We start from the raw sequence: 23,639 nt of genomic DNA on the forward strand, positions 1-23,639 counted from the left end.
CGAGAGGGATGCAGCGGTTTCCCGCCAATTACATGCGGAACACACCGAACTGCGGCTTCTCCGGAATGGGGGCCTCCAACGTTGCTGAGAAGGCCAAGCCGAGCACGTCGCGGGTCTGCACCGGATCGATCACGCCATCGTCCCACAGGCGCGCGGTGGCGTAATAGGGATTGCCCTCGTCCTCGTATTTCTGGCGGATCGGGGCCTTGAAAGCTTCGGCCTCTTCTTCGCTCCAGCTGTCGGCATCGCGGTGGACGGTGGCGAGGACCGATGCGGCCTGCTCGCCGCCCATCACTGAAATGCGAGCATTGGGCCAGGTGAAGAGGAAGCGCGGCGAATAGGCGCGGCCGCACATGCCGTAATTGCCAGCGCCGAAGCTGCCGCCGATGACCACGGTGACTTTCGGCACGGTCGCGGTGGCGACCGCGGTGACGAGCTTCGCGCCATGCTTGGCGATGCCTTCGGCCTCGTATTTCCCGCCGACCATGAAGCCGGAGATGTTCTGGAGGAACAGCAGCGGGATGCGGCGTTGCTGCGCGAGTTCGATGAAGTGTGCGCCCTTGCGCGCACTTTCGGAGAACAGCACGCCGTTATTGGCGAGGATCGCCACCGGCATGCCCCAGATATGCGCAAAGCCGCAGACCAGCGTGCTGCCGTAATGCTGCTTGAACTCGTGGAATTCGCTGCCATCGACGAGGCGGGCGATGATTTCCTTCACGTCGTAGGGCGCGCGCACGTCTTCGGGCACGATGGCGTAGAGGTCTTCCGCGTCGAACTTGGGCGGGCGCGGTTCCTTGAGGGCAACGTCCTGCGCCGCGCCGGTGTTCGCGCCCAGCTGGCTGACGATGTCGCGCACGATAGTGAGCGCGTGTTCGTCGTTTTCGGCCAAATGATCGACCACGCCCGACTTCTTGGCGTGGAGGTCACCGCCGCCGAGGTCTTCGGCGCTGATTTCCTCGCCCGTCGCGGCTTTCACCAGCGGAGGCCCGGCGAGGAAGATCGTGCCCTGGTTGCGCACGATGATCGTCTCGTCCGACATGGCAGGCACATAGGCGCCGCCCGCGGTGCAGCTGCCCATGACGCAGGCGATCTGCGGGATGCCCAGCGCGGACATGTTCGCCTGGTTGAAGAAGATGCGGCCGAAGTGGTCGCGGTCGGGGAAGACCTCTGCCTGGTGCGGCAGGTTCGCGCCGCCACTGTCGACGAGATAGATGCACGGCAGGCGGTTTTCCTGCGCGATTTCCTGTGCGCGTAGGTGCTTCTTCACCGTCATCGGGTAATAGGTGCCACCCTTCACGGTGGCATCGTTGCACACGATCATCACCTGCCTGCCCGAGACGCGGCCGATCCCGGCGATCATGCCCGCGCCGTTGATCTCGTCCTTGCCGTACATGCCGTTGGCGGCGAGCTGGCCTATCTCGAGGAAGGGGCTGCCTGGATCGAGCAGGCGCTCGACGCGCTCGCGCGGGAGCAGTTTGCCGCGCCCAACATGGCGTTCGCGGCTGCCTTCCGAGCCGCCGAGAGCGGCTACGGCGACGGTGGAGCGCAAGTCGGCTGCGAGCGAGGTGTTGTGCTCGAAGCGCGCCTTGGCGTCAGGTGCCTCGCGGTCGAGCGTGGATGTGAGAACGGGTGCTGTCACGAGGGCATGTCTCCGGGCTCGAGGCCTTTCACGATAATGGCTTCGGCCGTGCTGCCCGCGTCGCGGTGCTTGCCGATTTCCTGGTACTCGGGCGAAGTCAGCCAGGCGAAAAGCTGCGGCTTGGTCGGGAATTCCATCAGCACCGAGCGCGTGGCTTTCCACTCGCCGGCCACGACCTGCGGTTCTTCGTCGACGCTCAGAAGCTTGCCGTCGAACTTGTCGAAGATCTCCATGAAGCGCTCTTCGTACTTGTCGTACTCGACGCGGTCATGGATCGTCATCCGCGAGATCATGTAGACCGGCATCAGCCAGCAGCTCCGATAAGCTCGCGACCGATCAGCATGCGGCGGATCTCGTTCGTGCCCGCGCCGATATCGAGCAACTTCGCATCGCGCATGTAGCGCTCCACCGGCCAGTCGAGCGTGTAGCCTGCGCCGCCCAGCGCCTGGACGCTTTCGGCGGCCACGCGGAAAGCGTTTTCCGATGCCAGCAGGATTACACCGGCCGCGTCGAAACGCGTCGTCTGCCCTGCGTCGCACGCCTTGGCGACCGCATAGGTGTAGGCGCGGGCCGATTGGAGCGCGACATACATGTCGGCGACCTTGGCCTGCATCAGCTGGAAGGACCCGATGGGCTTGCCGAACTGCTTCCTCTCGCGAAGATAGGGGATGACCGTGTCGAGGCAGGCCTGCATCACGCCGAGCTGCAAGCCGGCAAGCACCACGCGCTCGTAATCGAGGCCGCTCATCAGCACGCCGACGCCGCCGTTTTCGGGACCCATCACGTTCTCTTCCGGCACGAAGCAATCGTCGAACACCAGCTCTGCCGTGGGCGAGCCGCGCATGCCGACCTTCTCGATCTTTTGACCGATAGAGAAGCCATCGAAATCCTTCTCGATCAGGAAGGTGGTGATGCCGCGACTGGCGGCCTCAGGTGCGGTCTTGGCATAGACCACCAGCGTGTCCGCAAAGGGCGCGTTGGTGATCCAGAACTTGGTACCGTTGAGGACATAGCCGCCGTCGACCTTCTCGGCTTTGGTGCGCATCGAGACGACGTCCGAACCGGCGCTCGCCTCGCTCATGGCAAGGCTGCCGACATGTTCGCCGCTGATCAGCTTGGGCAGGTATTTCGCCTTCTGCTCGTCATTGCCCCAGCGGGCGATCTGGTTGACGCACAGGTTGGAGTGCGCGCCGTAGGAAAGGCCGACTGAAGCGCTTGCGCGGCTGACTTCCTCAACCGCGATCACGTGTTCGAGGTAGCCGAGGCCGAGGCCGCCATCCTCTTCGGCCACAGTGATGCCGTGAAGCCCAAGCTCGCCCATGGAGGGCCACAGCTCGGCCTTGGGGAACCAGTCTTCACGGTCGACCTTCTCGGCGAGCGGGGCAATCTGTTCGTCGGCGAAGCGCGAGACGCTTTCGCGGATCATGTCGGCGCTTTCGCCGAGCTGGAAATCGAAATCGGGGGTAGCGCGCAATTCTCTCTCCTTGGGCGGGTGCGGCCCGCCAGCAAATTCTTCGCCGCGCGATAGCCGAGGTGAAGGACGCGTGCAAACGTATGAAAGCGCGCAGAGATTTGCGCTTTTGCGCAAAAGTGAAAGCCGTTGAAACTCCGTGGTTTATAGCTAAAGTGCCGGCGCAAACGATGGATATGGTAAAATCCAAGGGGTCCACTTGGCCGATCGGCGAAGGGCCCTCGCAGCAATTCTGCGGCGAGGAAGAGCGCCTCTCCGTGCTCGCGAGCTATGGCGGCGAGGAGTTGGTCGGCGATCCTGAATTGCAGGGCATTGCCGAATTTGCCGCAAAGCTTTGTTCGACACCCATGGCGATGGTCACCTTCGTCGAGAAGGACGACCAGCGCTTCCTTGCTCGCACCGGCCTCGATGCTGAAACGACGCCGCGCCGCACCAGTTTTTGCGCCCATGCCATGCTCGGGAGCGAGCCGATGGTGGTGCTCGATGCGCGCGAGGACGAACGGTTTGCGAACAACCCGCTGGTCACCGGCGAACCGAATATCCGCTTCTATGCCGGTCACCCGCTGATCTCGTCCGAAGGCGCGCCGCTAGGTGCGCTATGCGTCATCGATACCGAGCCGCGCAGCGAGGGCCTGAGCGATCTCCAGCAGGAGGGGCTCGCGATTCTTGCGCAGTCCGTGATGAGGCGGCTCGGCCAGCGGCGGCTCGGCAGGCACATCAATGCGACGCTCCAGCAGCAGGAACGCGAACTGCGCCAGTTGATCGACAGCGTGCCCGGCATCGCCTGGCGGGCGGACGACAAGGGTAACTTCTCGCACGTCAACGCGCGCTGGCAGGAGCTTACCGGCCTCGAGCCTCCGAAGAAGACAGAGGACTGGCGTCGGGCGATCCATCCTGACGACTGGGAGCGGTCGCTGGGCCTTTTTCAGGCGGCGGTAGAGCAGGGCACCCTGTTCGAGGACGAATGGCGCCTGAAGCACTCAGACGGTTCCTACCGCTGGGTCCAGTCGCGCGCGGTGCCGATCGTCGAGGAAGGCCAGCCCGTCAGCTGGTTCGGCACGGTCACCGATATCGACAAGGCGCATCGCCTGTCAGAGTCCCGCGATTTGCTGGCGCGTGAGCTCTCGCACCGCATCAAGAACATCTTCGCGGTCGTCTCCGGCCTGATCGCGATCCGCTCGCGCGGGCGCAAGGAAGTGGAAGGCTTCGCGAAGGAGCTGACCGATACGATCCGCGCGCTGGGCACGGCGCATGATTACGTGCGCCCCATGAGCGAGCGCCGCGGCGAGACGCTGTCCGGCCTGCTCACCGACCTCCTCGCGCCCTACGATCCCAAGGGCGGAGAACGGTTCACGATTACCGGGCCCGGGGTGAAGATCGGCGCACGCGCTGCCACGCCGCTGGCACTCATTTTCCACGAGCTGGCGACCAATTCGGCAAAATACGGCGCATTGTCCTGCGCCGAAGGCCACGTCACGGTGACCGTCACCGACGATTGCGAGGAAGACGGCCGGATCTGCGTGACTTGGGAAGAGCGCGCATCGCCGTGCGGCATCGATGCCAAGCAGGAAACAGAAGGGTTCGGCTCGCGCCTTTTGCGGATGGCGGTCGAAAGTCAGCTCAACGGCAGCTTCGAACGCAGCTATTCGGACGACGGCCTCGATGTCCGTATTGTGTTGCCACACAAGAGCATTGCAGACTGACGGGCCGCCGCATTGCCCCGCGGCAAATGACTGCCTAGGGTCGCTGCGAAACTTGCGGGAGGGCCCATCGCGATGCGACCTACATCCATACTGATCCTCGCCAGCCTCCTTGTGGTCGGCTGTGCTCCGGCTGCGGAGGATGAAGCGCCGCAGGAGACCTTCGAGACGCCCGATGGCAGCGGCACGGAGACTGCATCACCCACGCCTCCCGACAGTCTTTCCGGCACCGCATGGCGGGCCGATGCCGAAGATGGCGCGCGTTTCGTCACCTATCTAGACGAGGACGGAAACTACCGGGATCTGCGCAATGGCGATCCCTACCAGCAGGGCGAGTGGACCTATGCCGAAGGCGCACGCGGCATGATGCTCTGCTTCACGCCCGATGACGAGGCGGGGATCGAGACCTGCTGGGAGCCGGGCAAGCGCGAGGATGACACGATGATCGTCACCGGTCCCGAAGGGCGTCGAGTCGAGCTGACCAGCGTTTCCTATGAGCCGCCTACAGAAGATGCCGAGGCCGAAGAGGAGGCCGGCGAGCAATAAGCGCCATGCCCCAACCGATCCTGTCATTTCGCGGCGTATCGAAAGCCTACGGCACGACCCGCGCCATCGATTCGCTGGACCTAGACATCGAGGCCGGGAGCTTCGTTGCGCTGGTCGGTGCTTCGGGATCGGGCAAGTCGACACTGCTCAAGACGGTCAACCGGCTGGTCGAGCCGACCTCGGGCGAGGTCCTCTTCGAAGGCGAAGACGTCGCCGGCCTTCCGCAACCCGCGCTCCGGCGACGGATCGGCTATGTCTTCCAGTCCATCGGCCTTTTTCCGCACATGGGCGTCGCTGAGAATATCGCGATCGGCCCCCGGCTCGGCGGCGAGCGCCTTCCCGCAACGCGCATTGCCGAACTGCTCGCATGGGTCGAGCTCGATGAGAGCATGGCGGGGCGCTTGCCGGACGAGCTTTCAGGCGGCCAGCGCCAGCGGGTCGGGGTCGCACGCGCGCTCGCTGCGGAGCCGCACCTGTTGTTGATGGACGAGCCTTTCGGCGCGCTCGATCCCGTCACCCGCGACGCGCTGGGCGAACGCGTGCGCAAATTACATGACGAACTCGGCCTGACCACGGTCATGGTCACGCACGACATGGCCGAAGCCCTGTTGCTGGCCGACCGGGTGCTGGTCTTGGATGCCGGGCAGATTGTCGCCGACGAAGGGCCGGCGGCATTGCTGGCAGGCAAGGGCGGCAAGATTGCACAGGCGCTGGTCGCGGTCCCGCGCCACCAGGCCGAGCGGTTGGCGGAGCTTTCGCAATGAACGATCTGTGGGATGCACTCACAGGGCTCGGTGACCAGCTTGCCGCGCATGTGCTGCTCTCGGCTGCCGCGCTGGCGCTCGGCATCGTGGTCGCGCTCCCTCTGGCCGTTTGGGCAAGCCGCTCGGAAAGGGTCGCGCGCGCCTCGCTTGCTTTTGCCAGTCTCGTCCAGACGATCCCCGCGCTTGCGCTGCTGGCCTTGTTCTTCCCGATCCTGCTGAGCCTGCGCGCCGTCTTCGGCGAGGGGCTGCCGACGCTAGGTTTCCTGCCCGCCCTGCTGGCACTTGCGCTCTATGCGCTGCTCCCGATCCTGAGGAACGCTGTGACCGCGCAGGCCAATCTCGATCCCGGCGTGATCGAGGCGGCCGAGGGTGTCGGGATGAATTTCCGCCAGCGGCTGATGCTGGTCGACGCCCCGCTGGCCGCACCCTACATCATGGCGGGCATCCGCACGGCGGCGGTCTGGACGATCGGTGCGGCGACGCTGGCGACCACGATCGGACAGAAGAGTCTCGGCGATCCGATCTTTGCCGGACTCCAGACACAGAACTGGGTGCTGGTGCTTGCCGGTTGCATAGCAAGCGCGGGACTTGCGCTACTGGCAGATACTCTGCTCGGCGTGATCGAGCGGGGTTTCCGCGAGCGGCGCAGGGGGCTCTGGCTGGGCGGCCTTATAGCGGTCGCACTTGGCGTTGGCGCAGCGTTGTTCGCGCAGTTCGGCGGCGGGGACGATGAAGACCGCGTGGTCATCGGTGCCAAGAGTTTCTCCGAGCAATACGTCCTCGCGCGCCTTATCGGCCAGCGGCTCGAGGCGGAAGGTTTCGCTGTCGAGTATCGCGACGGGCTCGGCTCGGCAGTGGCACATAGCGCTGCGGCGAGCGGCGAGGTCGATGTCTATGTCGATTACACCGGTACGATCTGGACCAACCAGATGAAGCGCGAGGACAATCCGCCGCGCGATACGATGTATGACGAGATCGTCAGCTGGGAGACCGAAAATACCGGCATGCGTGTGCTCGGGCGGCTGGGCTTCGAGAATGCCTACGGCTTTGCCGTTCCGGTCGAAGTCTCGCGCATGCGCGGGATCGAGAGCATCGAGGATCTCGCCAATGTCGCGCCAGAACTGACCGTGGGCGGCGATCCCGAATTCTTCGAACGGCCCGAATGGATCGCGGTGCGCGACGCTTATGGTCTGCGCTTTGCCGAGCAGCGCAATTTCTCTCCGACCTTCATGTACAACGCGCTGCAGTCGGGCGAGGCCGACGTGATCGGCGCCTATACTTCCGACGGGCGGATCGAGGCGGACAACCTCTTCATCCTCGCCGACCCGCGCGGCGCGTTCCCGAACTACGATGCAGTCCTTTTGCTGAGCCCGGAAGCTTCGCGAGACGAGGCGCTGGTGGCGGCGCTCCAGCCGCTGATCGATGCGATCGACGTGGAAGCAATGCGCGAGGCGAACTACGCGGTCGATCGTGAGGAAGAGAAGCTGTCCTTCGACGAGGCTGCACGGCTCCTTGCCGAGCGCGCCGGGCTCTAGCTCAGCGGGCGCGTTTCCACGTCTGCGTCTGGCAGAACGGCCCGATGCAGCCCTTCACTTCGAGTGTCGTCGCATTGATCCGGCGTATCACCGAGCGGTAGGTTTTGCCGCTTTTCGGATCGTAGATCCGGCCGCGCCAGAGATCGTCCTCTTCGACGAAGCTGGTCAGCACCGGCATGCCGAGCAGCTTGCGCGAACGCAGTTGCGGGTCGCGGTTGTTGACGTCGCGCTGGTCGGCGCCTTGCGGAGGCAGGACGAGGAAGCGGCTGATCCGTCCGCACACGGACCTGCCGCAATCACCGATGGTGATGACCGCGTCCTTTTCCGCCGTAATCCAGCGCCCCTCGACCGGTGCCGCTGCAGCGAGCGGGGTGGCCACGAAGACGGCAGCAAGGGTGATCAGGCGTTTCATCATCTCTACCCTTCCTTCGTGCCGCAGCCATGTGGGGTTAAAGCTGTACCCCGACTTGCCTGAACCTCAGCCGAAGCCGGCACCGCGCGCGGCATGGCGCGGCGTGATTGCCATGACCTTGAACAATGCGCCCATGGCATCGACGCCGATGAGCCGGTCATGCGCGGACTTCAGTTCTGCAGCGCGTTCGGGGCTACGCTGCGCGAGTGCCTGCATCCTCATGCCGAGACCCATCGCGGTCAGCCAGTCGCCCTGTGTGGCGGTATCTACCGCGAGGCCGGCGCGTGCTGCGATCTGTGCAAGGATGCCGAAATCGACCAGCGCGGTCAGATCCATCTCGCCGGGCGCATCGAACACGCCGACTCTCTCGTGGGCGCGCACCGCCTGCAACGTTTCGCCCGGGCGGCTCTCGAGATAGCCGTAGTCGATGAACAGCGCCGCGCCGCCCTGTACGTCGATGCGGCGGGCGATTTCCTCGACGATGGCGGCTGCACCCGGACAGGTCTCGATGACCGTGCCGACGGCTTGCGCGCTAAGCTCTTCCGGGACCGCGTTTTCCATCGGGTTGGGGCCCGCACCGAAGACGAAATCCTCGCCGTCGAGAGCAACAAGCCGCTCGCGCCACCCGCGCTCGGTCATCACGAGCTGGCGGATCGGCAGCGCGTCGAGGAACTCGTTGGCGATCAGGTAGAGCGGCTGGTCCTCGGGCAGCGTGGCGATGGAATCGTGGAACAGCGCTTCGCCGAGGGCGGAGCCCTGCGCCTCGCGCAACGCCTGCGATCCCTCGACAAGATGGACCGGCGGGCGCAGGCCTTGGCTCGACATCGCCCGCAGCGCATCGCGCGCCAATGTACCGCGCCCCGGTCCGAGCTCGACATAGGCGGCATCCGGCTTGGCCGAGCGCGTCCAGATATCGGCAAACCACAGGCCGATCATTTCGCCGAACATCTGGCTGATTTCGGGCGCAGTGGTGAAGTCGCCCGCCTGCCCCAGCGGGTCGCGGCTGTCGTAATAGAGCGCGTTGCTTTCGCCCATGTAGCGCGACACGGGCATGGGCCCGTGCCGCTGGATCAGGCGCCGGAAACGGCTGGCGAGGTCGCTGGCGGCCTCGTTCCCGCTCATGCCGCTTGCGGCTTGGGTGCGGACTTGCCACCGCCCACGGGCGGACGGAGCAGCGAATAGATCACCACGATTACGCCGACGGCGATCATCGGGACCGACAGCCACTGGCCCTGGCTGAGACCGGTCTCGACCACGCGGTGCGCCAGATGCGCATCGGGCTCACGGAAGAACTCGTTGACGAAGCGGCCAACGCCCATGCCCACAGTGAAGAGCCCGACCAGCAGTCCGGCGCGGTAGCGCGCACGCGTCTGCCAGAAGAGTGCGATCAGTAGAATGCCGAGCAGCAGCCCCTCGAGGCCGGCTTGGTAAAGCTGGCTGGGGTGACGCGCGATGTCGCCGCCGCCGGGGAAGACCATCGCCCAAGCGAGGTCGCCTTCGACCGGGCGGCCATAGAGCTCGCCATTGATGAAGTTGGCGATGCGGCCGAGCATATAGGCCAACGGCACATTGACTGCGATGTAGTCGCACACGCGCAGCCAGTTGAGATTGCCGCGCCAGGCGACCCAGCTGATCGCGATCAGTACGCCGATCACCCCGCCGTGGAAGCTCATCCCGCCTTCCCACAGGCGGAACACCGCCGCGCTCTGGAAGAGTTCGGGCTGGTAGAACGCCGCATAGCCGAGCCGGCCGCCGATGATGACGCCGAGCGTGCAGTAGAAGAACAGGTCGTCCGCATGACGCTGCGCCATTGGTGCGCCGGGTGCCTTGATCATCTTTGACAGATGCCAGTAGGCCAGCAGGATGCCGAGCAGGTAGGCGAGCGAGTAATAACGCAGCTGGAAGCCGCCGATCTCGAACAGATAGGGCCTTAGGCCCAGTTCCGCCCACTGGATCGGGTCCGAAGCAGCCGCGGTCGCAGCCAGTAGTGACAGCAAGGTTTTATCCCCTTAGAGAAAGCGCGAAGGCCGCCATGCGCGACCCGTTTCGGGGCGGCTTTTGGCATAGCAGGCGTTTTGGGGAAAGCCTGTGTCGCAAATCGCTCGCGGCGATCCATTGCCGGTGCGGACTGCGGCATTTGCCCGCGCGAGACTATGGAGAGGACAAGACACGACCATGCCGACCGATCTCGACAAGGACATCCATCGTTTTACCGCCGCAGTGACTTCGCCCGGCCAGATGTTCGAGACTACCCCAATCGAACGCCGCGGCGTGGAAATGCCCGCATTCAAGAATGCGCCGCCGAGTCTCGCGCACTATTTCGCCCACTTCTGCAACGAGAAGAAGGACGAGCTCTTCCTCGTCGACGGCGACCTGCGGCTGACTTTCGGACAGGTCTATGGCGCTGCCGCCTGCGTTGCGCACGGGCTTGCGACCAAGCACGGCGTCAAGAAGGGCGACCGCGTCGGTATCGCGGCGCGCAACTCGGCCAACTGGATGATCGCCTACATGGGCACGCTGATGGCGGGTGGCTGCGCGACGCTGCTCAACGGCTGGTGGACCGGGGAGGAAATGGCCTACGGCATCAACCTGTGCGAATGCTCGCTCGTACTCGCCGACGAACAGCGCGCAGCGCGCATGGAAGGTGAGGACATCAAGGCCGAAGTCGTCGTGTTCGATCACGGGGTGCCTTCCGAAGGCCTCGCGCCGATCTGGGCAGAAGGCGACACCGCCATGAAGATGCTCGGCGAAATCGGCCCGAGCGATCTTGCTACTATCCTCTATACCTCGGGTTCTACCGGCCACCCCAAGGGTGCCTATTCGGACCATCTCGGCGTCGTCTCTGGCGTGATGAACTATGTCGCGCAGACCGCGATGATACTCGCCATGCTGACCGAGAAGGGCGAAGCGCCGACGGTCCAGCCCAGCGCGCTCGTCGCCGTGCCGCTGTTCCACGTGACCGGCGAGGTTCCGCTGTTCCTGCAAAGCTTCGCAATGGGCCGCAAGCTGGTGCTGATGCCCAAGTGGGATGCGGGCGAAGCCCTGCGTCTCCTGGCGGAAGAGAAGGTGACCTATTTCGTGGGTGTGCCGCTGATGAGCTATGAAATGGCGACGCATCCGGACAAGGACAAATACGACCTGTCGGAGTGCAAGAGCTTCGCTGCCGGCGGCTCGGCGCGCCCGCCGGAACACGTGAAAAAGATCAAGGATGCCTTCCCCGAAGGCTTCCCGCTGCTGGGTTACGGCCTCACCGAAACCAACGCAGTGGGCTGCGGCAACTTGAACGAGAACTACATGGCCAAGCCCGGCTCTACCGGCATGCCGTCAAAGCCGTTGGTCGATCTCGCCATCCTCGACGATGACGGCAACAAGCTCGCGCAGGGCGAAGTCGGCGAGGTTTGCATCCGCTCGGTGGCCAACTTCCTCGGCTACTGGAAGAACGATGAGGCGACCGCATCGGCCTATACCGATGATGCCTATTTCCGCACAGGTGACCTCGGCTATCTCGACGAGGACAACTACCTCTTCATTGTCGACCGCAAGAAGGACATCATCATCCGCGGCGGCGAGAACATCTCCTGCATCGAGGTGGAAGAGGCGATCTATGCGCATCCGGCAGTGGCCGAATGCTCGGTCTTCGGCCTGCCCGACGAACGGTTCGGCGAAGTCCCGGCAGCGGTCTACTACACCCATGAGGGCAAGGACCTAACACCGGAAGAGCTGCAGGCATTCCTTCGCGAGCACATCGCGCCCTTCAAGATCCCGGGCGTCTTGTGGAAGGCGGAGACCCAGCTGCCGCGACTTGGCACTCAAAAGGTCGACAAGCGCACCGTCAAGGCAACCTACGCCAAGGAATACGCCGCGAGTTGAGCCACGCACATATCCCTGACCAGCGCGCGATCATCGACAGGCGCAAGCTCGCCTCCGCTATCGAGGCGCTCGTCGGGGAGCATGGCGACAAGTCGCGACCGCATGTTGTTGCGGCGCTGAAGGAAGCGCTGGGTTCGGGCCGGGCCGAGATGGAACGGAGGCTCGAGGCACGGCCTTCTGCCGGCCACGCGGTGGCGGGGGGCTATTCCTTCCTCGTCGACCAACTGGTCCGGGTCATCCACGAATATGTGACACAGCATGTCTATCCCGCTGCCAATCGCAGCAGCGGGGAACGGCTCGCGGTCATGGCCGTGGGCGGATACGGGCGCAGCGAAATGGCGCCGCATTCGGATGTCGACATCGCCTTTCTTGTCGGCGAACGCCGCAATGCCTGGTGCGAACAGGTGGTCGAGGCGATGCTCTACCTGCTGTGGGACTTGGGCCTGAAGGTCGGCCATTCCACCCGCACGCTAGATGAGGCGATCCGCTTGGCGAAGGATGACCTCACGATCCGCACTGCGCTGCTCGAAGGGCGCTATGTCTGGGGCGACCGTGATCTCTACGACGAGGGCGAACGGCGCTATACGCGCGAGGTCGTGCACGGCAACGAGCGCGCATTCCTCACCCAGAAGCTTGGAGAGCGCAACGCGCGGCACAAGCGGATGGGCGACAGCCGCTACGTGGTCGAACCCAATGTGAAAGATGGCAAGGGGGGCTTGCGCGACCTCCAGACGCTATACTGGATCGGCAAGTTCATCCACCGGGTATCGAGCGCCGCCGAGCTGGTCGACACCGGCCTTATGACGCAGGTCGAATACCGCAGTTTCCGCCGCGCAGAACGCTTCCTGCTCGCGGTGCGCTGCCACATGCACATCATTACGGGGCGCGCAGAGGACCGGCTGACCTTCGACCTGCAGCGCCAGATTGCCGAACGGATGAATTTCGCCGATCGCCCGGGCAAGAGCGCGGTCGAGCGGTTCATGCAGTTCTATTTCCTGCAGGCGAAGCGCGTGGGCAGTCTCACCGGCGTTTTCCTCGCCCATATCGAGGACGACCTTGCCAAGAATGCCGCACGCCGCGGCTTCTTTGCCGGTTTCCGCCCGCGGCCGCGCGACGTGAAGGGATATCGCGTGTTCGGCGGCCGTATTGCTGCGCCCTCCGACGAGTGGTTCCAGAAGGACCCGGTCCGGCTGATCGAGATTTTCCAGGTCGCCGAAGCCGAGGAGCTGGAAATCCACCCAGAAACAATGCGCCAGGCCGATCGCGACGCCAAGCTGATCGACCAGGAGGTGCGAGAGGATCCGCGTGCCAATGCGCTCTTCCTCGATTTGCTTTGCGGACGCAACGACCCTGAGATGGTGCTGCGCTGGATGAACGAGGCGGGCGTTTTCGGCCGGTTCGTGCCCGATTTCGGCAAGGTCAACGCGCAGATGCAGTTCGACATGTACCACCACTACACGGTGGACGAGCACACGATCCGCGCGATCGGCTTGCTGAACAAGATCGAGAAGGGCGAGCTGAAGGACGACCATCCGCGCGCGACGCGGCTGATCCACAAGGTCAATTCGCGCCGCGTCGCCTATGTCGCGGCGCTGCTCCACGATATCGCCAAGGGTCGCGGCGGCGACCACTCGGTGCTCGGCGCGGAAGTAGCCGAGGAGCTATGCCCGCGCTTCGGCCTGAGCGAGAGCGAGACCGAGCTGGTATCATGGCTCGTGCTCAACCACCTGCTGATGAGCCATACTGCACAGAAGCGCGATCTCACCGATCCCAAGACGATTGAGGATTACGTTGCGCAGGTGCAGAGCGTCGAGCGCTTGCGCCATCTCGCGATCCTGACCGCAGTCGATATCCGCGCCGTGGGTCCGGGCACATGGAACAGCTGGAAGGGCCAGCTGCTCGGCGAGCTCTACGACAGTTCGTCCGAACGAATGCGCCTCGGGCACATGCGCCACGGCCGCAAGGAGAAGGTGGCGGCCAAGCGTGCCGATGTCGCCGAACTGCTCGGCGAGAAGGCCGATCTTGTCGAACAGCTCGGCAAGACTTTCGGCGATGCCTACTGGATCGCCGAACCTGTCGACATCATCGCGCTCAACCTTGTGCATTATGCCGCTGCGCGCGAGCTCGAACACGAGCTGTCTGTGCACTGCGAATATTACGAGGCGCGCGGTGCGACGTTGGTCACAGTCATCGCCGCCGACCACCCTGGCCTGTTCTACCGCATCGCGGGCGGGATCCATCTCGCCGGCGGCAACATCATCGACGCGCGCATCCACACCTCGCGCACCGGCTGGGCGATGGACAATTTCCTCGTCCAGGACCCCCACGGCGCCCCGTTCCGCGAGGAACAGCAGTTGCGCCGGATCGAGCAGAGCATCGCCGATGCGCTCGCCAATCGGATCGACCTCACGCCGAAACTCGCACAGCGCCCGCTGCCTCACAGTCGCTCGAAAGCCTTCGACGTCTCGCCCCGCGTGGAGTTCGACAACAAGGCGTCGAACCGCTTTACCGTGATCGAAGTCAATGCGCGCGACCGGCCTGCACTCCTGAACCGCCTTGCACGGGTGCTTTTCGAAAATCGGCTCGTGGTCCACTCGGCGCATATCACCAACTATGGCGAGCGTGCGGTCGACACCTTCTATGTCACTGATCTCACAGGCGGAAAGATCGCCGAGGGTGAGCGCCTAAATCTTCTCGGCGCACGTCTTGTCGAGGCGGCGGGTGATGCATTGCAGGCACGCTTGGAAGACGCCTGACTGCAGTTCGTGGTTTGGATGTTGCAGTTAGGTTGCAAATCGGCCACTGATTTTCGCGAGAGATTACCAACAGGAGAGAGTTCCCATGAGGACCACTACGCTTTCGTTGCGCACGCTCGCCCTGCTCGGGGCAGGTTTCACGCTGCTCCCCCAGGCAGCGCTGGCACAGGATGCAGACGAAGACACCACGGTTCAGGCCGAGGAAGAGGCGCCCGAGCAGCGCCGTGGAATCGACGCGCTGAACGTGATCGTCGTCACCGGCACTAAGACGCAGAACCCCGAAGACGTGCAGGACGTGCCGCTGGCCGTCACCGCATTCAACTCGGAAAGCCTCGACGCGCTGAAGGTTCGTGAAATCCAGTCGCTGACCTATTCGGCGCCAAACGTCTCGCTCGACCAGATCGGCACCAGCCGCGGTACGGCGAACTTCTCGATCCGCGGTCTCGGCATCAACTCCTCGATCCCCTCGATCGACCCGACCGTCGGCGTCTTCGTCGATGGTGTGTACCTCGGCTTCAACGGCGGCGTCGTGTTCGACGTTTTCGACCTCGACAGCGTGGAAATCCTGCGCGGTCCGCAGGGCGTGCTGTTCGGTCGTAACGTGACCGGCGGTGCCGTGCTGATCAACACCGGCAACCCGACCGATGAATTCAGCGGCAAGGTCCGCGCATCGGTCGACGGCCCGTGGCTCGACGGCGGTCGCGGTGGTTCGAACTACACCGTCAGCGGTGTCGTCTCCGGCCCGCTCGTTGAAGACACGCTGCTGTTCAAGCTTGGCGGCTACTACAACAAGGACGAGGGTTACTTCACCAACCTCTTCGATGGTGAGAACCACGGCGAGGCGGAAACGAAGATCCTGCGCGGCGCGCTCGAAGGTCGTTTCGGCGACCTGATGATCCGCGGTAAGCTCGACTACTTCACCAGTGAAGGCGACGGTCCCTCGGGCCAGAACCGCGGTATCTTCCGCCGCGACACATTCGATTTCTCGATCGACTTCCCCGGATTCTACGACAACGAGATCTGGACCGGCTCGGTCACTGCAGAACTCGACGTGGGCCCGGGCACGCTGACCAACATCTTTGGCTATCGTTCCTATGATGCCGTGACGGGCGGCGACATCGACTCCGCTCCGTTCTTCGGTTTTCACTCGGACACCCAGACCGAGCAGGAGCAAATCTCGAATGAGCTGCGCTATGCGATCTCGGGCGATCGTTTCGACCTGACTGTCGGCGGATTCTTCTTCGATCAGTCGATCTCCTACACCGAAATCCGTGATCTGCCGCCGCTTTCGCCGCTGACCTTCTACGGTGGCGGTTTCCAGGACCACCAGGTTCTCGGCGCATTTGCCAACGGCCAGTTCTACCTGTCGGACGATTTTTCGATCATCGCAGGTCTCCGCTGGAGCCGCGAGGAAAAGGATGCTGGCGTAACCTACATCCGTCCGCGTCCCGAATGTTCGGTCGTCGACGGCACCTGCCCGACTTCGGGCACCAACCCCTTCATCCCGACCGAGAACAACGGCTTCACGGATGACAACAGCTGGTCCAACTGGTCGCCCAAGCTCGGCGTCCAGTACGAGTTCAGCACCGGCCAGCTCTACGCGCACTGGACGCGTGGCTATCGTTCGGGTGGCTACAACTTCCGTATCACCAATGCGAACGTCTTCGAGAACGTCGTGGTCCCGGCAACGGGCGGCAACTTCTCGTTCGACGAAGAGAAGGTCGACAACTACGAACTCGGCGGGAAATTCCAGTCGGTCGACGGCGACTTCACGCTCAACGCCGCTGTCTACCTGACGGACATTTCGGACATGCAGCGCGAAGTGAACCAGTCGAGCCCGACTGCCGGTGTCTCGCAGTTCATCCTCAACACGGCGGATGCCACTATCCTCGGCTTCGAGGCCGAAGGTCGCATGCGCGTGTCGGACGGCCTGCTGTTCACTGCCAACATCGGTATCATCGATGCCGAGTACGACGAGGTCGCGTTCGACATCTCGGGTGACGGCGTCATCAACGATGCCGACCTCGCCCTGTCGCTCCCGCGCGTTCCCCCGATCACCTGGGGCGTCGGCGTAATCCACGAACTGCTGCTCGGCTCGGGTTCGATCACGAGCCGCGTGAACTACCAGTTCCGCGACGAGTTCGCCTACACCGACAACAACTTCGGTTACATCCAGGACGTGCAGAACCTTGATGCCAACATTACCTGGGAAACCCCGATGGAAGGCCTCAGCTTCTCGCTCTACGGCAAGAACCTGCTCGACCAGGTCCAGGCCGGCGGCGACACGCAGCTGCCCTTCGGTGGCCCGCTAAGCAACGGTGTGAACCGTCCGTTCGACTTCTTCCCTGCAGGCGGCACGCTTTCGCCGCTCGCCAAGGGTCGCCAGGTCGGCGTCGAAGCGATGTTCGAATTCTGATCGGACACGCCTGAAGGAAAAAGAAGGGGCGCCCGAGGGCGCCCTTTTTGTTTCTGCCTAAGCTGCGCTTCCCGAGCGCCGGATGGCGAGCCCTTCTCGTTACGAGGGACGCTCGCCGAAGAGCGCGGTGCCGACGCGGACATGGGTTGCGCCGAGCATGATGGCGGTCTCGTAATCGCCGCTCATGCCCATGCTGCGCCCTTCCAGACCATGGTCGCGGGCGAGCTTGTCGAGCAATGCGAAGAACGGTGCAGGCTCGATATCGGCGGGAGGCAGGCACATGAGGCCGGCGAGCGGGATATCGGCATCGCGCGCCTGCGCGATCAGCGCGGGCACGTCCTTGACCGGGCAACCGCCCTTCTGGGGTTCGTCGCCGACATCGACCTGGATGAAACAGGGCACGCGCCTGCCGGTCTTGTCGTAGCCCTTGGCCAGAGCCTTCACGAGGCTGGGGCGGTCGAGCGAATGGATGAAGTCGAACAGCTGTGCGGCATCTTCCGCTTTGTTCGACTGGAGCTGTCCGACGAGGTGCAACTGCACGCCGGAATGGCGTTCGCGCAAAGCGGGCCATTTCGCTTGCGCTTCCTGCACGCGGTTCTCGCCGAAATGGCGGTGGCCCTGGATCAGCAGCGGCTCGATCGTCTCGGCGCTATGCCGCTTGCTGATTGCAACAAGCGTGACATCGCCCGGATCGCGTCGCGCGCGCTTGCACGCCTGTGCGATATTGTTGCGGACCTGTTCGAGCGGAGTATCTGCCTTTTCCATCGCGGCGCGCTATAGCGTAGCTGTGACAACGCGCCAGACCCTTCCCCTCCTGTGGCTGCTCTCGGACGAGCGTAACGATGCGCAGCTCGAAGCGGCGCTGGCTGGCCTACCGCGCGGGTCGGGCTTCGTGTTCCGGCATTACCACCTCGCACCGGAAGAACGCCGCGCGCGTTTCGACCGGCTGGCAGCCATCGCTCGCGATCACGGGCACGTCGTCATACTCTCCCGCGCAAGCGGATGGGGAGAGGACGGCATCTATGGCCCGCCCCAAAGCTTCGGCGAAGGGCTGAGGCTCGCCACGGCACATGACGGCGACGAAATCCGCCACGCGATGGAGGCAGGTGCCGACGGAATCTTCCTTTCGCCCGTCTTCCCGACCGCCTCGCACCCGGGCGATGCTACGCTCGGCGCTTTCGGTTTCAACGTCCTTGCCCAGCAATCGAGTGTGCCCGTTATCGCGCTGGGCGGCATGGATGCGCAGCGCGCTACCGAGCTCGGCTGGCCGCGCTGGGGCGCGATCGACGGACTCGCTTCGACGAAGGTCGCTTGACGGCGGACTCGTCGAGGATTCATACTGTGCGCTAAGACGGTAGAAGGGAAAATTCCAATGGCCACGCGCGCAGGCGCCAAACCCGACTGGCGGGCGGCTTTTCGCCGTTCTCTTCGCCGCGCGACGCATATGGCGGGTGCGGGCATTCTCTTCGTGCTGTTGCTGTTCCTTGCGCTGGCGCTTGTCAGCTACACGCAGACCGATCCGAGCCCTTCGACAGCGGCCGACGGAACCCGGATTTCCAATTGGATGGGCGCGAGCGGTGCATGGGCATCCGAGCGTGCCTATTTCCTCTTCGGCCTGCCCGCGCTGCTGCTCCTTCCGCTGCTCTGGATTTCCGCCCGCCGCCTGTGGACCGGTGTCGAGGATCCCGACGAAGAGGAAATGCCTGGCAAGTGGTGGAGCCCTTTCGCGCTGCTCATGCTGGCCATGCTGCTCCTCGGCACGGTCATCGCGCTACTGTTCGAAGGCAGCCCCGGCCCATTCCCCGCAGGCGCCGGCGGCCTGGCTGGCCTGCTCGGTGCAGGCGGTGTGGAAGCGGTCGCGACGCGCTTCGGAGGAGGCTTCTCCGGCTGGATTATCGGTGCGCTCGGCCTGGTTGCGCTGGGCGGGGGGCTGGGTCTCGTCACCAAGGTCTTCGCCATCGACTGGGCGCAGTTCTTCACGCTTCCCGACATGCTGCGGCGTAGGACGGAGAAATCCGAGATCGACCTGCCGCTACCGCCCAAGAAGCAGAAGCGCGCGAAGGCCGTGGTCGAGGATGACGACGATGAGTCCGGGGCTGCCCGCGAGCCGCGCCGCGCGCCGGAAATCGCCGACCCGGTTGCAGCGCCTGCTCGCTCGCGCCCGGCCAAGGCCAAGCAGCGCGACATGTTCGCCAGCTACCAGCTGCCGAGCCACGAATTGCTAACCGACCAGCCCGAAAACAACGCGCCCAAGCTCGATAAGATCGCGCTCGAGCGCAATGCGCGCCTGCTCGAGAACGTGCTCGACGATTTCAACGTGAAGGGCGAAATCACTGCAGTGCGCGCTGGCCCCGTCGTGACCATGTACGAGCTGGAGCCCGCACCCGGCATCAAGGCGAGCCGTGTGGTCGGCCTTGCCGAAGACATCGCCCGCAACATGAGCGCGATCAGCGCGCGCGTCTCGCCGATCCCCGGCAAGACCGTGATCGGGATAGAGCTCCCCAATGCCGACCGCCAGATGGTAAGCTACAAGGAGCTAGCGACCTCGGCCGCCTTCGTGGACCACAGGGGCAGCCTGCCGATGATCCTCGGCAAGGATATCGCGGGCGAGCCGATTATTGCCGACCTTGCCGCCATGCCCCACCTGCTGGTGGCAGGTACCACCGGCTCGGGTAAGTCGGTCGGCCTCAACGCGATCCTCCTGTCGCTGCTCTACCGCTTCACGCCCGACGAGTGCCGCCTGATCCTGATCGATCCCAAGGTGCTCGAGCTCAAGACCTACGACGACATCCCGCATCTCCTCAGCCCCGTGGTGACAGAACCGGCCAAGTCTGTCCGTGCGCTCAAATGGGCGGTCGAGGAGATGGAGAAGCGCTACCGCATGATGAGCAGCGTGAATTCGCGCAACATCGCGGGCTTCAACGAGAAGGTTCGCAAGGCCGCGGAGAAGGGCAAGCCGCTCGGCCGACGCGTACAGACCGGTTTCGATCCCGAAACCGGCGAGGAACTCTACGAGGAAGAGCAGCTTGACTACGAACCGCTGCCGCTGATCGTTCTGATCGTCGACGAGCTTGCCGACCTCATGGTCACGGTCGGCAAGGAAATTGAGGTTCTGATCCAGCGCCTTTCGCAGAAATCGCGTGCTGCCGGCATCCACCTGATCATGGCGACGCAGCGCCCCTCGGTCGACGTCATCACCGGCGTCATCAAGGCGAACCTGCCGACCCGCATCAGCTTCAAGGTCACAAGCCGGATCGACAGCCGCACGATCCTGGGCGAGCAGGGCGCGGAACAGCTACTGGGCAAGGGCGACATGCTCTACAAGCCCAACACCGGCGCGATGGTGCGTGTGCACGGGCCGTTCGTGGGCGACGACGAGGTCGAACGCGTGGCCGATCACTGGCGCGCGCAGGGTAAGCCCGATTACGTCGATGCGGTCACCGAAGAGCCGGAAGACGGTGGCTTCAACTTCGAGGACGAGTTTACAGCTTCCGACAATCCGGACGAGCGCAAGTATCGCCAGGCTTGCCAGATCGTGATCGAGAACCAGAAGGCCTCCGGCTCGTGGCTCCAGCGCCAGATGGGTGTGGGCTATAACACCGCCGCCAAGTGGATCGAGCGCATGGAAAGCGAAGGTCTTGTGGGCCCTGCCAACCATGTCGGCCGCCGCGAGATTTTCCGCGACCAGGACGGAAATCCCATCTAGGGGAACCCGATGAACACGACGCCCGCAAGCGCCTCCGCCGACGAACAGCCCGAGCGCGTGGCACGCTGGGTCTATTCTCCTCTCGGGCGCTCGATCGCGCCACTGCGCAGCTACTGGCGCAACAAGGTCGCAAGCGACGTCGACCACAAGGCAGTGGTTGCCAAGGTGGCGCTCGAATGCCCGGCGACCGCGCGCTATTTCCTGATGACCCTGATGTCGGCTGGCATCGCCATCCTCGGACTGCTCCTGTCATCGGGCGCAGTCGTGATTGGGGCAATGTTGCTCTCGCCGCTGATGAGCCCGATTCTCGGTGTTGGTTTCGCGCTGGCTACCGGCAAACAAAAGTGGCTGAAAATCAGCGCCCGCTCGCTTGCACTCGGAAGTATTGCGGCAGTGTTGTTCTCAGCCCTGCTCGTGACTTTCTCGCCGCTGCAAACGGTCACCGAAGAAATCGCCGCGCGCACCCGACCAAACCTCCTAGACCTTATGGTTGCGCTGTTCTCCTCGATTGCCGGTTCCTACGCCATGATCCGCGGGCGCGAGGGCACAATCGTCGGTGTCGCCATCGCGACCGCCTTGATGCCCCCTCTGGCCGTGGTCGGCTTTGGGTTGGCGACCTTCAACTGGACGATCTTCTTCGGCGCGCTCGGTCTGTTCATCACCAACTTCCTGACGATCGCGCTGACCGCCACGCTGATGGCCCGACTCTACGGTTTTCGCACCTCGCTCTCGACCCGGCAGGGCTGGTTCCAGAACGTCGGCATATTCGTGATATTTGTCGCCATGGCGATACCGCTCGGCCTTTCGCTTCGATCGATCGCCTTCGAAGCCGGCGCGCAGCGCATCGTAACGACCGAAATCTCGAATTCCTTCCCCGAAGACGCAGAGATCGGCGAGGCAAGTATCAATTGGGAAAGCGACCCCGTGCAGATCGGGGCGAACGTCTTCACGCCCGAATTTCGGACTGGCGCCGAGGCCGATCTCACACGGCGCCTCACGCAGCGGCTCGGCCGCGACGTGATAGTTTCGCTAGACCAACTTCAAGTCAGCACCGATCCGGGCGCGGCCCAGCAGGCCGAGCTGGCGCAGGCGCGCGTGGCCGAGCAGGCCGCGGCAACCGAACGGCAGGTGACGGCGATGATCGAACGCATGGCAGCTGCCGGCGGTGTCGCGCGCTCCGATGTCATGCTGGACCGCGACATGCGGCGCATTTCGGCGACCGCGAAGCCGCTGCCCGAGCTGACCCTGCAGGGCTACCGCGAACTCGAGCGGCGCGTCGCTGCCGCAACGCCGGGCTGGACCGCAGAACTGCGTCCACCGCTGCTCCAGCTCCCCCGCGTTTCTACCAACGACGAAGGCGAGCCGACTGCCGAAGGGCTGACCAGCATCGACCTCGCCATCTGGGCGGCGAGCCGGACCGGGGTCGAGGTAATGGTGATCGGCAATGCCGAGGAGGCAGCTGCGGTCGCAAGGGCGCTCAACGATGCGGACATCGTGACCAGCATTACGACTGTTCCGGGTGCCGTCGGCGTCGAACTCGCCTGGATCACGCTCTAGGCGAGCAAGCCAAGGCAATACCGGAAAATCGGACCTGCAGGGCTGCGACAAGCCTTGCGGGACAATGGTTGCAGATGTAACGGGTTCGCCAAATCAAGGAGTCCCCCATGCGCATCGGTTGCCCCAAGGAAATCAAGAATCACGAGTACCGCGTCGGCCTTACGCCGGAGAGCGCGAAAGAGCTGATCGTGCAGGGCAACGAGGTCTGGATCGAGACGCAGGCCGGTTGCGGCATCGATGCGACCGACGAGCAGTATATCGAAGCCGGCGCGAAGATCGTCGACACGCCCGACGAGATTTTCGCCGAGTGCGAAATGGTGGTGAAGGTCAAGGAACCGCAGGCGGTCGAACGGGCCAAGCTGCGTGAAGACCAGATTCTCTACACCTACCTCCACCTGGCACCCGATCCCGACCAGACCAAGGACCTGGTCGAGAGCGGCGTGACGGCAATCGCCTATGAGACCGTCACCGGTCCGCGTGGCCAGCTTCCGCTCCTCAAGCCGATGAGCCAGGTTGCCGGACGTATGAGCGTGCAGGCAGGCGCCACCGCGCTTGAAAAGGCGCATGGCGGCCGCGGCGTGCTGCTCGGCGGTGTCCCGGGCGTGATGCCGGGCAAGGTCGTCGTGATCGGCGGCGGTGTTGTCGGTTTCAACGCCGCGCAGATGGCAGCCGGTCTCGGTGCGGACGTCACCATTCTCGATCGCGATCCGGAAGTGCTCGAAAAGGTCGGCACGCATTTCGAAACGCGCGCGAGCACCCGATTCTCGAATGCTGCGAACCTCTACGACGCGGTATGCGGCGCGGACCTCGTGATTGGCGCGGTCCTGATCCCCGGTGCGGCTGCTCCCAAACTCGTCACGCGCGAGATGCTCAAGGACATGCAGAAAGGTGCAGTGCTCGTCGACGTTGCGATCGACCAGGGCGGCTGCTTCGAGACGTCCAAGCCGACAACGCATGCCGACCCGACCTACATCGTCGACGATATCGTGCACTATTGCGTGGCCAATATGCCCGGCGCTGTGGCGCGTACCAGCACCTATGCGCTCAACAATGTGACGCTGCCGCACGCGCTGCGCATTGCCCGCATGGGCTGGAAGAAGGCTCTGGCTGCCGACCCGCATCTTGCCGAAGGTCTTAACGTCCACCAGGGCGAAGTGACCTACAAGGCGGTCGCGGACGAGCTCGGTTACGCCTACCGGCCGGTCGCAGACGTCCTAACCGGATAAGGTTAAGGAAACTCCGGTTTTCGTAACCTGTCCTTAAGTCG

General features: G+C 64.0%; 18 protein-coding genes. 11 read left to right on the plus strand and 7 right to left on the minus strand.

From position 1 onward, the window contains the following. Window positions 1-28: 28 nt before the first annotated feature. From ACZ1G8_RS07165 to ACZ1G8_RS07175, 3 genes are read right to left on the minus strand one after another with little or no spacing between them, the layout of a single operon-like run. Window positions 29-1,639, minus strand: a complete 1,611-nt coding sequence (locus ACZ1G8_RS07165) for a carboxyl transferase domain-containing protein (protein ID WP_472678785.1) — start codon at window positions 1,637-1,639, stop codon at window positions 29-31. Next, complete coding sequence (locus ACZ1G8_RS07170; RefSeq protein WP_472678786.1) at window positions 1,636-1,944, minus strand: DUF1330 domain-containing protein; 309 nt, start codon at window positions 1,942-1,944, stop codon at window positions 1,636-1,638. Before ACZ1G8_RS07170 ends, ACZ1G8_RS07165 begins: the two co-directional genes overlap by 4 nt. Next, on the minus strand, window positions 1,944-3,113 hold the full coding sequence (locus tag ACZ1G8_RS07175) for an isovaleryl-CoA dehydrogenase (protein ID WP_472678787.1): 1,170 nt from the start codon (window positions 3,111-3,113) through the stop codon (window positions 1,944-1,946). The genes ACZ1G8_RS07170 and ACZ1G8_RS07175 overlap by 1 nt, the downstream gene beginning before the upstream one ends. A 167-nt stretch (window positions 3,114-3,280) precedes the next feature. Between ACZ1G8_RS07175 and ACZ1G8_RS07180 the strand changes: the two genes are divergently transcribed. The 4 genes from ACZ1G8_RS07180 to ACZ1G8_RS07195 all read left to right on the plus strand — a co-directional run bounded on the left by ACZ1G8_RS07180 (window position 3,281) and on the right by ACZ1G8_RS07195 (window position 7,655). Further along, on the plus strand, window positions 3,281-4,813 hold the full coding sequence (locus tag ACZ1G8_RS07180; protein ID WP_472678788.1) for a PAS domain-containing protein: 1,533 nt from the start codon (window positions 3,281-3,283) through the stop codon (window positions 4,811-4,813). A gap of 72 nt (window positions 4,814-4,885) precedes the next feature. Then, on the plus strand, window positions 4,886-5,356 hold the full coding sequence (locus ACZ1G8_RS07185) for a hypothetical protein (RefSeq protein ID WP_472678789.1): 471 nt from the start codon (window positions 4,886-4,888) through the stop codon (window positions 5,354-5,356). Between the two features lie 5 nt (window positions 5,357-5,361). After that, window positions 5,362-6,120 carry an ATP-binding cassette domain-containing protein gene (locus tag ACZ1G8_RS07190; RefSeq protein WP_472678790.1) on the plus strand — a complete coding sequence of 253 codons (759 nt, stop codon included), beginning with the start codon at window positions 5,362-5,364 and terminating at the stop codon, window positions 6,118-6,120. After that, window positions 6,117-7,655, plus strand: coding sequence for an ABC transporter permease/substrate-binding protein (locus tag ACZ1G8_RS07195; protein WP_472678791.1), 1,539 nt, complete (start codon window positions 6,117-6,119; stop codon window positions 7,653-7,655). The genes ACZ1G8_RS07190 and ACZ1G8_RS07195 overlap by 4 nt, the downstream gene beginning before the upstream one ends. 1 nt (window position 7,656) lies before the next feature. Here the strand turns inward: ACZ1G8_RS07195 and ACZ1G8_RS07200 are convergent, their stop codons facing one another. The 3 genes from ACZ1G8_RS07200 to lgt all read right to left on the minus strand — a co-directional run bounded on the left by ACZ1G8_RS07200 (window position 7,657) and on the right by lgt (window position 10,064). Continuing rightward, entirely contained in the window at window positions 7,657-8,070 is a 414-nt protein-coding gene (locus ACZ1G8_RS07200; protein ID WP_472678792.1) for a DUF2147 domain-containing protein, read from the minus strand. 63 nt (window positions 8,071-8,133) lie between these two features. After that, the gene (locus ACZ1G8_RS07205; protein WP_472678793.1) at window positions 8,134-9,189 is read right to left on the minus strand and encodes a class I SAM-dependent methyltransferase; all 1,056 of its coding nucleotides are present in this window, start codon (window positions 9,187-9,189) and stop codon (window positions 8,134-8,136) included. Continuing rightward, a complete protein-coding gene (lgt, locus tag ACZ1G8_RS07210) occupies window positions 9,186-10,064 on the minus strand; it encodes a prolipoprotein diacylglyceryl transferase (protein WP_472678794.1) in 879 nt (292 codons plus the stop codon). Before lgt ends, ACZ1G8_RS07205 begins: the two co-directional genes overlap by 4 nt. A gap of 178 nt (window positions 10,065-10,242) precedes the next feature. Between lgt and ACZ1G8_RS07215 the strand changes: the two genes are divergently transcribed. From ACZ1G8_RS07215 to ACZ1G8_RS07225, 3 genes are all read left to right on the plus strand, one after another. Next, window positions 10,243-11,937: a class I adenylate-forming enzyme family protein gene (locus tag ACZ1G8_RS07215; RefSeq protein WP_472678795.1), complete on the plus strand. Its 1,695-nt coding sequence runs from the start codon at window positions 10,243-10,245 to the stop codon at window positions 11,935-11,937. Continuing rightward, on the plus strand, window positions 11,934-14,693 hold the full coding sequence (locus tag ACZ1G8_RS07220) for a [protein-PII] uridylyltransferase (RefSeq protein WP_472678796.1): 2,760 nt from the start codon (window positions 11,934-11,936) through the stop codon (window positions 14,691-14,693). The genes ACZ1G8_RS07215 and ACZ1G8_RS07220 overlap by 4 nt, the downstream gene beginning before the upstream one ends. A gap of 85 nt (window positions 14,694-14,778) precedes the next feature. Beyond that, window positions 14,779-17,109: a TonB-dependent receptor gene (locus ACZ1G8_RS07225; RefSeq protein WP_472678797.1), complete on the plus strand. Its 2,331-nt coding sequence runs from the start codon at window positions 14,779-14,781 to the stop codon at window positions 17,107-17,109. A 99-nt stretch (window positions 17,110-17,208) separates the two neighbouring features. Here ACZ1G8_RS07225 and ACZ1G8_RS07230 read toward each other — a convergent pair whose 3' ends face one another. Next, window positions 17,209-17,874 (minus strand): YggS family pyridoxal phosphate-dependent enzyme, encoded by a 666-nt coding sequence (locus tag ACZ1G8_RS07230; protein ID WP_472678798.1) that lies wholly within the window; start codon window positions 17,872-17,874, stop codon window positions 17,209-17,211. A gap of 22 nt (window positions 17,875-17,896) precedes the next feature. Here ACZ1G8_RS07230 and ACZ1G8_RS07235 point away from each other — a divergent pair, with 22 nt between their 5' ends. From ACZ1G8_RS07235 to ald, 4 genes are all read left to right on the plus strand, one after another. Then, on the plus strand, window positions 17,897-18,424 hold the full coding sequence (locus ACZ1G8_RS07235) for a thiamine phosphate synthase (RefSeq protein WP_472678799.1): 528 nt from the start codon (window positions 17,897-17,899) through the stop codon (window positions 18,422-18,424). Between the two features lie 57 nt (window positions 18,425-18,481). Beyond that, entirely contained in the window at window positions 18,482-20,815 is a 2,334-nt protein-coding gene (locus ACZ1G8_RS07240; protein ID WP_472678800.1) for a DNA translocase FtsK, read from the plus strand. A gap of 9 nt (window positions 20,816-20,824) precedes the next feature. Then, a complete protein-coding gene (locus ACZ1G8_RS07245; RefSeq protein WP_472678801.1) occupies window positions 20,825-22,372 on the plus strand; it encodes a DUF389 domain-containing protein in 1,548 nt (515 codons plus the stop codon). A gap of 107 nt (window positions 22,373-22,479) precedes the next feature. Then, a complete protein-coding gene (gene ald / locus ACZ1G8_RS07250) occupies window positions 22,480-23,598 on the plus strand; it encodes an alanine dehydrogenase (protein WP_472678802.1) in 1,119 nt (372 codons plus the stop codon). Window positions 23,599-23,639 lie beyond the last annotated feature (41 nt).

The organism is Qipengyuania sp. BR81-2, assembly GCF_055693895.1.

Coding starts and splice junctions, on each gene's coding strand:
- ACZ1G8_RS07170 (WP_472678786.1), bottom strand. CDS start 1,944: ATGCCGGTCTACATGATCTCGCGGATGACGATCCATGACCGCGTCGAG.
- ACZ1G8_RS07180 (WP_472678788.1), top strand. CDS start 3,281: ATGGATATGGTAAAATCCAAGGGGTCCACTTGGCCGATCGGCGAAGGG.
- ACZ1G8_RS07185 (WP_472678789.1), top strand. CDS start 4,886: ATGCGACCTACATCCATACTGATCCTCGCCAGCCTCCTTGTGGTCGGC.
- ACZ1G8_RS07190 (WP_472678790.1), top strand. CDS start 5,362: ATGCCCCAACCGATCCTGTCATTTCGCGGCGTATCGAAAGCCTACGGC.
- ACZ1G8_RS07195 (WP_472678791.1), top strand. CDS start 6,117: ATGAACGATCTGTGGGATGCACTCACAGGGCTCGGTGACCAGCTTGCC.
- ACZ1G8_RS07200 (WP_472678792.1), bottom strand. CDS start 8,070: ATGATGAAACGCCTGATCACCCTTGCTGCCGTCTTCGTGGCCACCCCG.
- ACZ1G8_RS07205 (WP_472678793.1), bottom strand. CDS start 9,189: ATGAGCGGGAACGAGGCCGCCAGCGACCTCGCCAGCCGTTTCCGGCGC.
- ACZ1G8_RS07215 (WP_472678795.1), top strand. CDS start 10,243: ATGCCGACCGATCTCGACAAGGACATCCATCGTTTTACCGCCGCAGTG.
- ACZ1G8_RS07225 (WP_472678797.1), top strand. CDS start 14,779: ATGAGGACCACTACGCTTTCGTTGCGCACGCTCGCCCTGCTCGGGGCA.
- ACZ1G8_RS07230 (WP_472678798.1), bottom strand. CDS start 17,874: ATGGAAAAGGCAGATACTCCGCTCGAACAGGTCCGCAACAATATCGCA.
- ACZ1G8_RS07240 (WP_472678800.1), top strand. CDS start 18,482: ATGGCCACGCGCGCAGGCGCCAAACCCGACTGGCGGGCGGCTTTTCGC.
- ACZ1G8_RS07245 (WP_472678801.1), top strand. CDS start 20,825: ATGAACACGACGCCCGCAAGCGCCTCCGCCGACGAACAGCCCGAGCGC.
- ald (WP_472678802.1), top strand. CDS start 22,480: ATGCGCATCGGTTGCCCCAAGGAAATCAAGAATCACGAGTACCGCGTC.